Origin of the sequence: Arthrobacter sp. (assembly GCF_030540645.1) — a bacterium.
In the GTDB taxonomy this organism is placed as follows: domain Bacteria; phylum Actinomycetota; class Actinomycetes; order Actinomycetales; family Micrococcaceae; genus Specibacter.
Map to the genome: position 1 here is coordinate 7,591 of NZ_JAUNVV010000065.1, position 13,478 is coordinate 21,068.

Annotated in this window: 8 protein-coding genes; 2 read left to right on the plus strand and 6 right to left on the minus strand. The window is 62.3% G+C overall.

The features are described from left to right. Window positions 1–1,610, minus strand: a 1,610-nt coding sequence (locus Q4P21_RS11955; protein WP_303388993.1) for a BCCT family transporter, incomplete at its 3' end; no start/stop codon positions are given. 236 nt (window positions 1,611–1,846) lie between these two features. Between Q4P21_RS11955 and ppk2 the strand changes: the two genes are divergently transcribed. After that, complete coding sequence (ppk2, locus tag Q4P21_RS11960; RefSeq protein WP_303389000.1) at window positions 1,847–2,680, plus strand: polyphosphate kinase 2; 834 nt, start codon at window positions 1,847–1,849, stop codon at window positions 2,678–2,680. A gap of 37 nt (window positions 2,681–2,717) precedes the next feature. On the opposite strand, the gene Q4P21_RS11965 is transcribed toward ppk2, so the two are convergent. The 5 genes from Q4P21_RS11965 to Q4P21_RS11985 all read right to left on the minus strand — a co-directional run bounded on the left by Q4P21_RS11965 (window position 2,718) and on the right by Q4P21_RS11985 (window position 7,483). Beyond that, complete coding sequence (locus Q4P21_RS11965) at window positions 2,718–3,518, minus strand: DeoR/GlpR family DNA-binding transcription regulator (RefSeq protein ID WP_303388994.1); 801 nt, start codon at window positions 3,516–3,518, stop codon at window positions 2,718–2,720. Between the two features lie 49 nt (window positions 3,519–3,567). Continuing rightward, window positions 3,568–4,407: a class II fructose-bisphosphate aldolase gene (locus Q4P21_RS11970; protein ID WP_303388995.1), complete on the minus strand. Its 840-nt coding sequence runs from the start codon at window positions 4,405–4,407 to the stop codon at window positions 3,568–3,570. Window positions 4,408–4,417: 10 nt separating this feature from the next. Beyond that, window positions 4,418–5,395: a 1-phosphofructokinase family hexose kinase gene (locus tag Q4P21_RS11975; protein ID WP_303388996.1), complete on the minus strand. Its 978-nt coding sequence runs from the start codon at window positions 5,393–5,395 to the stop codon at window positions 4,418–4,420. Beyond that, a complete protein-coding gene (locus Q4P21_RS11980) occupies window positions 5,392–6,399 on the minus strand; it encodes an ROK family protein (RefSeq protein ID WP_303388997.1) in 1,008 nt (335 codons plus the stop codon). Before Q4P21_RS11980 ends, Q4P21_RS11975 begins: the two co-directional genes overlap by 4 nt. Before the next feature lie 169 nt (window positions 6,400–6,568). Continuing rightward, a complete protein-coding gene (locus Q4P21_RS11985) occupies window positions 6,569–7,483 on the minus strand; it encodes an SIS domain-containing protein (RefSeq protein WP_303388998.1) in 915 nt (304 codons plus the stop codon). Between the two features lie 336 nt (window positions 7,484–7,819). On the opposite strand from Q4P21_RS11985, the gene Q4P21_RS11990 reads away from it, so the two are divergent. Next, window positions 7,820–13,478, plus strand: a 5,659-nt coding sequence (locus Q4P21_RS11990; RefSeq protein ID WP_303388999.1) for an endo-alpha-N-acetylgalactosaminidase family protein, incomplete at its 3' end; no start/stop codon positions are given.

Sequence of the window (13,478 nt, forward strand, 5' to 3'; positions counted from 1 at the left end):
AGAACTCGATCCTTTGTCTTGACAACACCCTGCTCACGCGCCATCCGCCGGACGAACACCGGGGCCGCGAACACTGACGGCAGCATGATGAATCCGACAGGGACGGCGGTGATGACGATGAAGGATTGCAGTGCGGTGATTCCGCCGTCGCCAATGGAAATCAGTACTGCGGCCGCCACTCCCATGATGATGGCCCAGGCGGCCCGCAGCTTGGTTGACGGCTCGCCTTCGACGGTGCACGATTGGGCAACACTGTAGGACATAGAATCGGCTGTGGTGGCCACAAACATAACTGTCAGTACCAGGAAGCCCACGGCAATGATCCCGGAGAACGGCAACTGTTCGGCAATGGTCATGACCACGGCGGGCAGGCCGTCACTGGCCAACGGCCCGGAAATGGAGCCCGGATTCTGCTGTTCGAACATGATGCCGGTGCCACCGAGCACAGTGAACCAGAAACAGGTGACGATCGGGGGCAGAACTGCGGTGAACAGAATCAACTCACGCACTGTGCGGCCGCGTGAAATGGTTGCCACGAAGATGGCCATCAATGGCGCATATCCGAGGAACCAGGCAAAGAAGAATACGGTCCATCCAGCGACCCACCCTTGATCACCCTGATAGAGGGACGTCGGAATAAAGTTCTGCATGTACACGCCGAAGCCGCCGATGAACGACTTGAAAATATAGCCGGCCGAGCCCAGCACCAACACCGCCGCCATGAGAGCCAGGGCCAGCCAGATATTGAGCCGGCTCATTATCTGAATGCCCTTACTCAGGCCGGAGGAAACCGAGAGCGCGGCAAGACCGGTCAGCACCGCGATGATGATCAGTTGGGTAGCGTAGTTGTTCGGCACACCGAAGAGCCGCGAGAGCCCGTAGGAAACCTGCAGCCCGAGGAAGCCGATCGGCCCTACCGTGCCAGCCATCACCGCAATTATGCTCACCACGTCGGCAACTGTGCCGACCCAGCTGGTCAGCACCTTTCGGCCCATGACCGGGTAGAGCAGCGTGCGGGGACGAAGCGGCATGCCCCTGGAAACGCCGTAGGTCATGACAATCGCGCCGAGCGATCCCAGCACGGCCCAGGCCAGGAATCCCCAGTGCACAAAGCTCTGCCCCAGCGCGATGTTTGCCGCTTCTGTTGGACTTCCGGCGGACGTGCCGAAGAAGGGAGGGGCGGAGACGTAGTGCGAGATCGGCTCGGCTGCGGCCCAGAACACTCCACCACCGGCGAGCAGGGTGCACATGATCATGGCAACCCACTTGAACCGCCCGTACTCCGGCTTCATCGGCCCGCCCAGCTTGGCCCTGGCCCACGGTGTCAGCGCCAACGCGATGGAACAGAGGAAGATTGCCAGCAGCAGTCCCTGCCAATACAGTCCCAGCCACTTGGCGGACGTGGCGAACCCTTCGTTGATGGCAGCGGAGGATTGCGTGGGGAAAATCAGTGTTGCCAGCACAAAGATCAGCAATATTCCCAAGCTGGCTACGGTGACCTTCCGGTCAATCACGGGCCGGGGACACGCAACCACAGCGCCATCAACTTTGACCTCCGGAATCGGGGGTGCAACTGCCTGCGGACTGGGAGTGCGAGTTCTGCTCTTCATCGTGGATCAACGGCCTTCATGTTAGCTGGATCACGCTTCTTGCGTTGAAAAGAGATTAGCGTCACATCATTATCCAAGTCTAAGACTTAGTTTGACTACATTGATAACAATTCTTTATGGGTTGGGACGTTCCCTTGTCCCCGATGCGTGTTCCGCTGACAGCTGCACCGCTCAGTGAGATGCTGTACGAACAGCTTTCGACTATCCCCAGACAAGGACCAGCCATGGGTGTGCGCATGAACAAGAAACTCTACGAGACCGAATTGAAACGGCTGCAGGCACAGCTCGTGGAGATGCAGGCTTGGGTGCAGTCAACAGGCGCGCGCGTCGTGGTGATCTTCGAGGGAAGGGACGGCGCGGGCAAGGGCTCCGCCATCAAGCGTGTCACCGAGTACCTCAATCCCCGTGTTGCACGAATCGTCGCCCTGCCCACACCCAGCGAGCGGGACAAGACGCGGTGGTACTTCCAACGGTATGTTTCACACCTGCCGGCGGCCGGGGAGATCGTGATGATGGACCGCTCCTGGTACAACCGGGCTGGCGTCGAGAAGGTCATGGGGTACTGCACGAATGCCGAGTACCACCGTTTCCTCCACCAGGCGCCGATTTTCGAGCGGATGCTGGTCGAAGATGGCATCATTTTGTTGAAATACTGGTTCAGCGTTTCCGACGTCGAGCAGGAGAACCGTTTCCGCTCCCGTGGCGAGGATCCGATGCGGCGCTGGAAGCTCAGCCCCAATGACATGCTCTCCATCACGAAATGGGAGGACTACTCACGGGCGAAGGACACCATGCTGGTGCATACCGACATTCCCGAGGCGCCCTGGGTGGGGGTGGACGGGGACGACAAGCGGCGGGCGCGCATCAACATGATCGCGCACCTGCTCACCCAGGTGCCGTACGAGCAGCTGAATCGGGACGTGGTCGTCATCCCCCAGCGTCCGCCGTCGGGCGGCTATGAACGCCCGCCACTGGATGAGATCACGTTCGCACCCGACCATGCAGCCGACGTCGAACTTCAGCACGCAAAACTTCCCAAGCGCAAATCCGCGGCCAAGAAAACGCAGTAGGAGACTTAGCCGGCGGTCCGCCTGAAATAAGGCCCGCTCAGACCACGTCAGGGGCAGGAGCCACCACCACGTTGGTGCCGGCTTCACGGAACGCGGCGAGCTGCTCTTCGGTTACCCCTGAGTCCGTGATCAGATTCTGGAACGTGTCCTCCTCCATGGTGGCGAAGGCACGCTTGCCAATCTTGGAGGCGTCGGCCAAGATGTATGCCTCCGAGGCGCGCCGCGCCATGCGTGAATTCACCGACGCCTCAGCCTCGTCATTCGTGGTGGGTGCGGCGCCGGGCTCTATGCCGTTGACGCCGATGAAGGCGAAGTCCAGTGCCACCCTTTGCAGGATGCTGTCCGCATAGGGTCCCACCAACTCGTAGGATCGCGGGTTCACGATGCCGCCGGTGACCATGATCTTGAAGTTCGGCCTGATGGCCAGCTGAGCCGCAATGTTGATGGCATTCGTGACAACCGTCAACGTGGGACGGTTGGAATGCACCATCAGGTCTTCACGGGTGGAGAGCACCTGCGCCAGCGCCGTGCTGGTGGTGCCGCCACACAACCCGATCACGGCGCCCTTCGGGATCAAGGCACTGGCCGCATGGGCAATTTGCTGCTTTTGGGCAGCGTGGTCGTCCCGGTTGTACCGCCCCGGAAGGTTGTAGGAAACAGATCCGCTGGTGGCCCCGCCACGGGTGCGTGTCAGCAGCCGCTCGTTGGCCAGGGAGTCCAGGTCCCGGCGCGCGGTGGCCGGTGAAACTCCCAACTTTTCCACAATTTCATCGACTTCCACCTGCCCATCGGCGGCCAAAAGGTCCAGGATGGCGGTGAGGCGCTCAGTTCTGTTCATGTGATTCTCCCGGGGCGGCCGTGCTGGCCATCGTGTGTGGTGCGTGCCGTTAGGCCGCGCGGGCAAACAAGGAAAGCAGCCGTGCAACTTCCGGGATCAGCGCGGCACGGCCGGCTCCCAAGTACTTGCGTGAATCCACGACGGCGGGATTCTCATCCAGGTACTCGCGCACGGCGCGGGTAAAGAAGCCGTTCAGGTGGGTGGAGACATTGATCTTCGTCATGCCCGCGGCAATGGCGGCCACAATGTTCTCATCCGAGACACCCGAGGAGCCGTGCAGTACCAACGGCACGTCCAAGGCTGCCTTGAGCTCGGCGATGCGGTCCAGGTTCAACGCCGCACTGCGCTCGGTCATGGCGTGTGAGGAGCCCACCGCAACGGCCAGGGCATCCACGCCGGTTGCCGCCACGAATGCTGCCGCTTCGGCAGGATCGGTCAGCACGCCGGGAGCATGCGCGCCGTCCTTGCCGCCGACCTTGCCCAGCTCAGCTTCCACGTACACGCCGCGCTCATGCGCATAGGCGGCAACGCGGGCTGTCACTTCAACGTTCTGTTCGTACTCGAAGTGGGCGCCGTCGTACATGATGGAGCCAAAACCCAAGTCCACGGCCTCGCGGGCCAGGTCCTCGTCCTCGGCGTGATCCAGGTGCACTGCCACGGGCACACTCGCCTTGCGGGCCGCAGCCAGGGAAGCCAAAGCCACCGGCTCCAGTCCCCCGTGATACTTGGCGCAGTTTTCCGAAATCTGCAGGATAACTGGGCGCCCTGCCGCTTCGGCGCCGCCAATGAGGCCTTCGAGCGTCTCCAAGTGGATGACGTTGAAGGCGCCCTGGCCGATTCCGGCCTTGGCAGCCAGGTCCATGATGTCGCGGGTGTTGGTCAATGCCATGAAGGGTTCCTTAGTGGTCTGTGATGATGAGTTGGTCGGCCAGTTCCGCGAAACGCGGGGAAATTTCCCCGGCCCCTGGCATGAGCACGGCGGCGGCACTCCAAGCCGTGGCGCTGCGCAGGATCTCACGCAGGTCTTCCACACCGTTGGCAAGTGCGACGGCGGCCGCGCTCACCGCCGCGTCGCCGGCGCCCGTGGGGTTCCCGCTCAGCGGTGCCGGCAGCTTGGCTTGAATGTAGCTGGTGGGTGCGTCGGCGCTGAAGGCGAGCATTCCTTCCTCGCCAACGCTGACCAGCACACGCTTGGCACCCAGGTCCATGAGCTTGCGCGCAGCCAGGACAAGGTCCTTCTCGCCAACAGCTTCCATGAGCTCGTGGTTGTTGGGCTTGAGCAGATCGGCGCCGGCCTTGGCCGCGGCCAAGATACCGCTGCCGGAGGTGTCGATGATGGCGGGGACACCGGCGCCGTGTGCCAATGCCACCAGTGCCGGGTAGAAATCCGCCGGCGCCTGCTCCGGGAGGGAGCCGGAGCCCACGATCACGCCCGGGCGGCTCACGCCGTCGGACGTCTGCACACCGCCCAGGTGATCGACGACGGCCGCTGCCAGCCTCTGCCATTCGGCGCCGGTGAGCGCGGGGCCCACTTCGTTGAAAATGCTGGTGGTGTTATCCGCAGCGGTGTCCACCAGGGCGATGGTGCGCCGGGTGGCTGCCGCGACCGGAACGAGGTGGTGCAGCATCCCGGAGGCCACCAGGTCCGCACGCAGCTGCTCACCGGCCGGGCCGCCAGCCGTTGCCAGGGCGAGGGTTGGGTGACCGAGCTGGTGTGCCACACGGGAAACGTTCATACCCTTGCCGCCGGCGCGGTACAAGGGAGTTGGCACTCGGTGGGATGAGCCCAGGTTGATACCGTCCACGGTGTACGTGACGTCAACAGCCGGGTTGGGGGTGACGGTCAAAACCACATTGTTGGCGGGTGTTGTGCTCATGCTGGCTCCTGCGCGACTGTTGGTTCGACTGTTGGTTGGGGGGAGTTCTCGGCGGCACGCATGCTGCGGGCCTTCAAGGCTGATCCGATGAGCCCGGCGTTTTCGCCCAGGGCCGCATGGAGGTATTCCGGGCGGCGGTGGAAGGTGAGGAGTTCATCAACACGCGCCGCCAGAGCGTCAAAGAGAGGGGCGCCGGCCATGGACAGCCCGCCACCGAGAACAACTGTTTCCGTGCCCAGGATGGAAACGCATTGGGCAACGCCGAACGCCAAGGCGTCGACGGCGTCCTTCCAGACAGTTTTCGCGGCCTGATCCCCGGCCGCGGCGCGTGCCAAAACGTCCCGGGCGCCTGCCACCAGTTCCCCCGTGGCCTGCGTATAGCGGCGTGCGATGGCACCGGCAGAGCCCAAGGATTCCATGATCGCGAGCTTGCCATCAGGGCCGGGCACCATGGCGTGGCCAATTTCTCCGGCGTAGCCTCCACCGGCAACACGCCTGCCGTCGCACATCACGGCGGCTGCAATGCCTGTACCTATCACCAGGACCAGGACATCGCTTCTGCCCACGGCGGCTCCGAGCCGGAATTCTGCTTCCCCGGCCATGCCGACGTCGTGCCCGAATCCTACGGGCAGGCCCAGGGACTGCGTCAGCGTGGCTGCGAACGGAAAGTCGTGCCATCCAAGATTCGCTGAATACACGCCTACGCCTGCGGCTTCATCCACGATGCCCGGCACTGTGACACCCACAGCGGAAATGTTCAGCTGCGGGTGGCTTTGCCGGTATTCTGCGGTGAGTTCAGCGATCCTGGCGCAAACACTTTCACCGGAGCGGGCGCCGTCGAGCGGGGTGGGGTGGCGCTGTAGATCGCGCACGTCAACCTCGCCCTGGCTGACGTCGCCCAGGATGAGCCCAACCTTCATGTCCGTGCCGCCGACATCGAAGGCCAGGACGGCGTCATTCAACGGCGCAGCGGCTGTTTCTGCACTGTCATTCAGTGTATTCATGAAGATTGTTTTCCTTCAGTGGGCACTGCCCATGCCCTTGTCACGTGCGGGTTCATTGCATTCTTTACAGCAACATATTTTCAGCGGCACAGCGGCCATGGGCGCCCCGTCCCCACAGGGAAGCGGGGCGCCCATCAGTTTAGCCGGAGCTCTGGCGCAATCGGCGGAATTAGTCGCTCAAGATGACCGAGCGTGACAGGTTGCGCGGCAGGTCCGGGTTCATGCCGCGGGCGCGGGCACGCTCCAGGGTGACACGGTGCACGCGAGCCAGCTCGGCCAGCGGGTGCGTGGTGGTGTTGATGTACAGCGCACCGGTCTTGGCAACGTCCTTGTCAAGGCCTTCGGGCTGCTCGCCGAACATCCAGGTGACACGGTTTGGTGCTGCGATGGAGATGGGGCCGTGGCGGTATTCCTTGGCCGGGTAGGACTCGGTCCAGCCCTGCACTGCTTCGCGCATCTTCAGGCCGGCTTCGTGGGCCAGGCCAACGGTCCAGCCGGTGCCCAGGAACGTGAACTGCTCGGCGTCGATGAGTTCCTGCTCCACAGGCGTGATGACTGCGGACTTGGCATCCTCGACGGCGGCGCTGAGGTCCATGCCGACGCTGGTCAGCAGGTAGGTCAGGGCGGTGGTGGCAAAGCGGGTCTGCACCACTGACTGCTCATCGGCGTAGGGAAGTTCTACGATTGCGTCTGCCAACGTCATGATCGGGGAGGTCAAATCGCCAACCAGGGCCACCGTGCGGACGGTTCCCTTGATGGCCGTCAGGATCTCCAGCACTTCAGTGGTTGTGCCTGAGCGGGTGATGGCGATGACGGCGTCGTAGCCGCGGTCGGCGCCAAGGAAAGCCTCGGAGGCGGCGAACGCGTCTGTGACACCCTTGCCAGCGGACTCACGGGCTGCGGCGTAGCTCTGTGCCATGAACCATGAGGTGCCGCAGCCGATGACTGCAACGCGCTGGCCGTCGGCCGGGAGCAGGTTCTCGCTCTTTGCCTGGGCAATGGCCTGCGCCCATACTTCAGGCTGGCTTGTCAGTTCGGCGTCCATGAAGGGGCCAAGTACTGTGTTGTCGCTGCTGTCGCTCATGCTTCGCATTCTCCTTGTTTGGGGTTCCAGCGGCGCCGCGAACGGCCAGCTGAAGTTGTCGGGACTATGCACCACAATAGCACCTAATGATCGTATCTGCCTAGAAAACATCAGATTCAATCATTTGCCACTATCCAAAAGGACCACTTTTCAGCATCTTCGCCGGAGTCACGAAATGTTTGTACAACAGCTCACAAGTTCTGAAACCATGCACTAATGTTATCGATAACAGTGTGAGGTGGCTCATGGAGGTGCCCGCGCTGGCTTTGCATCATCACCAACAGGCGCGCTACATGGCGCCCACACCCGCAATAAAAAATGTTCAAGGAGATCTTGATGTCACTCGCTCGACACCAACGCAAGTGGTTGGGGATGGGGATCGCCGGCGCAGTCATGGCCGGCACCATCATTCCCGCCGCTGCGGCAATTCCTGCCTACGCGGCAGATGGAACGGCGGTGATTACCTCTGGAACGCTGTCCGTTGAGGTCTCCACCGCGTTCCCCCAAGCGCTGAACTACACCCTTGGCGAAAAGACCATGACCGGCGCCACCGCCGTCGCCACGAAAATTCGCATCAACGGCGTGGACCAAAACGTCACCGTGACCTCCAAGGTCAATCCGGACGGCACGTCGATCGACTACAACATCGCGGTTCCGGGCATGGACGGAGTGAGCCTGAAGGCGAAACTGGCCGTGGACAAGAACGTCCTGACGTTCAACATCACCGAGATCAAGGAAACCGGCACCGCCAAGGTCAACCGCATCCAAATCCTCGATCAGGACCTGGTAACACTCTCCTCGGCCCAGCCCGGCTCGACACTGGCCACAGCGGTTGTCTCCGTTGACCGCGCCAGGTCCGGCGACACCATCACCGCACTCACCGCCGCCACGCCTGTTGATGATGCAGCCAAGACGTCCATGGTAGCCATCGCCAACACGACGGATCTGGCGGCGAGCTTTGAGAGCAACTCGATGTACGACGGCGCCTACGGTGCCCCGGACAACGGACTCGCCGGTGCCGACAAGGGCCGGATCTGGCGCCAGGTCAAGAGCGACGGCGCCAACAAGAAAGTGGGCTTCTCCTCCGGCGCCTGGCTGTACCGTGCCAAGGACTCCACCGAGACCGAACCCCTGCCCATGGCCAAGGTAGTCATCACCGGTGACGTCAACTCCGACGGAAACGTTGACTGGCAAGACGGCGCCATCGCCTCCCGCGACATTCAGATCAAGCCCTATGGCTGGGAAGATGTAAAGAACCGCGTGGTTCAGACCATCCCCTTCAACTTTGCCAGCCAGGCTACCAACCCGTTCCTGCGCACCCTGGATGACGTCAAGCACGTGGCACTGGCCACGGACGGGCTCGGCCAGTATTCACTGGAGAAGGGCTTCACCTCGGAGGGCCACGACTCGGCCAACACCGACTTTGACGGCAACTTCAATGTGCGCGCCGGCGGCCTCGAAGACATGAACACCATGCTGGAACAGGCCAAGAAGTTTGGCGCAACCTTCAGCGTTCACATCAACAACACCGAGGCGTACCCCTCCGCCCACTCGTTCAACGAACAGTTCATCAAGCAACCGCCGCAGAAGAACTGGAACTGGCTCGAGCAGGCATACATCATTGACCAGCGCCACGACGTGCTCTCCGGCGACCAGAAAGTCCGTCTCGACGGGATGGCCAAGTCAGTCAATGACAACCTGACTGCCAACTACGTTGACGTCTACTACGAATCAGGCTGGGTGGGCGAGCGCCTGCAGCGCAACTTGATCAACGCAGGCTACTCTGTCTCCTCGGAATGGGCCGACTCCATGGTGCGCAACAACACCTGGTCGCACTGGGCCGTGGATGAGAATTACGGCGGCAGCACCAACAAGGGCTGGAACTCGGAAATCCTGCGCTTCTCGCAGAACACCCAGCGCGACACCTGGAACCCCGATCCGCGCCTGGGCACCCCGCACCTCGTGGAGTGGCAGGGCTGGACAGGGCAGAACAACTACAACAACTTCCTGAAGAACGTGTGGGACAACAACGTCCCGGCCAAGTTCCTCCAGCAGCAGGAAATCACCACGTGGACGCCCGAAGCCATCACGCTCGAGAACAACCTGCGCGTCACCGGCACCACACTGGACAACCGCATCATCACCCAGGACGGTACCAAGGTCCTGGAAGGGCACAACTACCTGCTCCCCTGGTCCAGTGACTTGGTTCAGTTCGGTGAAGAGGCCGTGAACAACACCTACGACCAGACCAAGCTGTACAACTACAGCCGGGACGGCGGCACCCAGGAATGGAAACTGACCCCGGCCTTCGCCACGCAGAGCACACTGAAACTCTATGAGCTCACCGACCAGGGCCGTAAATTTGTCCAAGATGTGCCCGTTGTTGCCGGCGGCATCACCCTGAACCCCAAGGCCAACACAGCCTATGTGCTGGCACCGACCACCGCTCTGGCGACGATTCCGACCAACGACAACGCTGACTGGGGCCACGGCACGGGCATCACGGATCCCGGCTTCAACTCCGGCAACCTCAACGCCTGGGCAGCCCAAGGGGATGCCAATCTGAGCACCTCCGCAAAGGGCCTGAGCAGCGTCAAGTTTGGCGCAGCAGCCTCCAGCATCACCCAGACGCTGGCTCCCTTGGACAAGGGCACCTATTCCGTCAGTGCCTGGGTTGAGATCGACCCGACGCTGGAAAGCCGGGAGAAGTTTCCTCGTGGTAAGCGCGAGACCACTCTTGAAGCGACAGTGTCGGGCAAGGCCGCGGTGAAGAACACCACCAACTCCTCGGCACTGTTCAACACAGTTGCCGCTGACCAGAAGAACCGCACCTACAGCCAGCGCGTGCGCGTGCTGATCGACGTCGCTAATAACGGCGAGGCCCCCACCGTCAAGTTCTCCGCTCCAGCAGGGGCAACGGCAGTGCTGATTGACGACTTCCGCGTAGTCAAGACGGAACATGTCAGCGCCGCCGACGTGGTTTCCGGTTCACCGTCAGGGGTTGTCCTGGCCGAAGACTTTGAAAACGTTGACCAGGGTTGGGGCCCGTTCGTGAAGGGCAATGCCGGCGGCATCACCGATCCGCGCACACACCTTGCCCCCATCCACGCCCCATACACGCAGAAGGGCTGGAACAACAAGCCCATCGACAACGTCCTTGACGGCAACTTCAGCCTGCTCTCCCACGAGGAAAACGGCGGTCTGGTGTACCGGACCACTCCGGCGACCATGCCGTTCAAGCAGGGTCACGACTACGAAGTCTCCTTCGACTACCAGTCGGCCAAGGCCGGCGAATACGCCTGGGTGGGCGGCTACGACGGAGCAGCGGGAGCTGTGCAGACGCAGTCAACCCCTGTCCCGCTCATGCAGGAGACAACACGCTGGGTGCAGAACTTCACTGCATCAGCCTGTGGTGACAGTTATGTGGGCCTGCTGCGAAGCGGAACCACAGCAGCTGATTTCTCCCTGGACAACCTGTTGATTCGTGACTTGGGTGAGTCCACCAAGACCCCGGCCTGCGCCCAGCTGTCACTGGCACAAACCGGACCCATCATTGAACAGGGCACGGACAACGAGTTCACCACCACGTTGGTCTCCAACGAGCCGGCCCCGGTCAACAACGCATCGGTAACCCTCGAACTGCCGGAGGGCTGGACCGCCACGGCGACCACCCCCAGCACGGCTGCTTCGATGGCACCGGGGGCAACACTCGTCACCAAGTGGAACGTGCTGGCGCCCGCGTCAGCCGATGGCAACTACAACATCAAGGCCAAGTCCAGCTACACCACCACGGTGGCTCCCATTGGGGCCCGCGTGGCGGAAACAACACTGGGCGCCTACACCATGCCGCACCCGCCCACCCAGGACACCTATGCCTCGGACATGCAGTGGATTGGCACACCGGACAACGGTTGGGGTCCGGCAGAGAAGGACCTGAGCAACGGTGAGCAGGGCGAAAAGGATGGCAAGGCACTCACGCTTGACGGCAAGACCTACAGCAAGGGCCTGGGCGTTCACGCAGCATCGAAAATCAAGTACTTCGTCGGTGCACAGTGCTCGGCCTTCACCGCACTCATTGGTGTTGACGATTTCCAGGGCACCAAGGGATCGGTCATCTTCAAGGTGCTCGGCGACGGGGAAGAGCTTTACAACTCCGGCGTCATGACAGGTGCCACACCTGCCAAGCAGATCGACGTCAAACTCAACGGCGCCAAGTACATTGAACTGGTGGTTGACCCCAACGGCAACAACGGCAACGACTGGGCTGACTGGGCCGACGCCATGTTCCGCTGCTCCGACGACACACCGGCAGTGGAGCTGGCCCCCGTGGTCAACCCCGCCGGTCCGCTGCAGCAGGGCAAGACCTATACGGTTACCGTTGGTGACTTGTTGGCCGGCTCCGAGGCAACCTTCTCACTCGGCACCACCGAGCTGGGCAAGGCAACAGCCAGTGCCGACGGTGTTGCAACCTTCAGCTACGCAGTTGCCACCGACGCTGCACTCGGCAACGCCTCCATCAACGTGGCCGGCACTGACAGCAACTCCAAGGCTGCCACCGGCTCCGTGTCCATCAGCATTGTTGAGGCACCGCCTGCCGGACCCACCAAGGACACGTTCGCCAGTGACTTGGAGTTCGTGGGCACCCCGGTCAACGGATGGGGTCCCGTGGAGCGCGATTTGAACAATGGTGAAAACGGCGAGGGCGACGGCACACCGATCACCCTCGCCGGCACGGTCTACGAAAAGGGCCTTGGCGTGCATGCAACTTCAAGTGTCCGCTTCTACCTGGGCGCCCAGTGCACCACGTTCACCGCATTGGTGGGCATCGACGACGCGAAGCTGACCAAAACCCACCGCGGCAACGTTGTCTTCTCCGTAGTTGGGGACGGCACGAAGCTGGCAGAGTCACCGCAGCTGACCGTTGATGACGCAGCATTCGCCCTCACCGCGGACGTCACCGGGGTCAACTATGTTGACCTCAACGTTGCAAAGGTGGCAGTTGCCGGTCTCACCGGTGACGAATGGGCTGACTGGGCCAACGCCAAGTTCAGCTGTGGCGATGAAGTTCCTGCCTTGACGCTGGTTCCCACTGTGGAGGGCGGCAACGCCGTCGTGCAGGGTTCCACGCATCAGGTCACAGTGGCTGACTTGTTGGCTGGCTCCGACGCCAGCCTGACGTTCGGCGGTGGCGCAGCCATCAAGGCAGTGGCCAACGCTACAGGGGTTGCCACGTTCACGCTGGCCATTCCGGCCGATGCCGCTGTCGGGGCAGCCTCGCTGACCGTCACAGGCACCGACAAAAACGGCCAGTCCGCCACCGGCTCCGCGAACCTTGCGGTGACGGCCAAGGAAGTACCGGTCAAGCTGGCCATCACGGCTCCCAGTGAGCTGCAGATTGGCACGAAGGCAGCGATCAGCGTTTCCGGTCTCAAGGCTGGCGAAGAGGGCACTTTGACTCTGGGCTCGAAGGAACTGGGCAAGGCAACAGCCAACAACGACGGCGTGGCAAACCTCTCCGTGACCGTGCCGGAAGGCACGCCAACGGGCAACGCCACGTTGACCGTCTCGGGTCTGGGCTCCAACGGCCTGCCTGCAACGGGTACCTTGGCCGTAGTGGTCACAGCTGCCGACGAAACCGAGCCTCCGGCAGCGGCCGCCCTGGTTCCGACCCTGAACGTACCGGCAACCACGCTGAAGGCGGGAGACAAGGTCACCATCACGGTGGCCGACCTGTTGCCCGGCAGCTCTTTGCGTGCCGAATTACACTCGGCACCCGTTGAGCTGGGCGTTGCCACAGCCAACGATGCCGGTGTGGCAACGTTGGAAGCAACCATCCCGGCTGACACCGCAGCAGGCGAACACCAGATTGTGGTGTTCGGAACGGATGCCGCCGATCTGGACGCCACGGGTTCACTGGCTGTGGTGGTACTGCCAACCGGCACCACCGAACCAGGTGACAACTCGGGCGACACCTCAGGTGACAACTCGGGCGACA

What these genes read in the sequence shown, in the direction of transcription:
- ppk2 (WP_303389000.1), top strand. Translation starts at nt 1,847, where the DNA reads ATGAACAAGAAACTCTACGAGACCGAATTGAAACGGCTGCAGGCACAG.
- Q4P21_RS11985 (WP_303388998.1), bottom strand. Translation starts at nt 7,483, where the DNA reads ATGAGCGACAGCAGCGACAACACAGTACTTGGCCCCTTCATGGACGCC.
- Q4P21_RS11965 (WP_303388994.1), bottom strand. Translation starts at nt 3,518, where the DNA reads ATGAACAGAACTGAGCGCCTCACCGCCATCCTGGACCTTTTGGCCGCC.
- Q4P21_RS11975 (WP_303388996.1), bottom strand. Translation starts at nt 5,395, where the DNA reads ATGAGCACAACACCCGCCAACAATGTGGTTTTGACCGTCACCCCCAAC.
- Q4P21_RS11970 (WP_303388995.1), bottom strand. Translation starts at nt 4,407, where the DNA reads ATGGCATTGACCAACACCCGCGACATCATGGACCTGGCTGCCAAGGCC.
- Q4P21_RS11980 (WP_303388997.1), bottom strand. Translation starts at nt 6,399, where the DNA reads ATGAATACACTGAATGACAGTGCAGAAACAGCCGCTGCGCCGTTGAAT.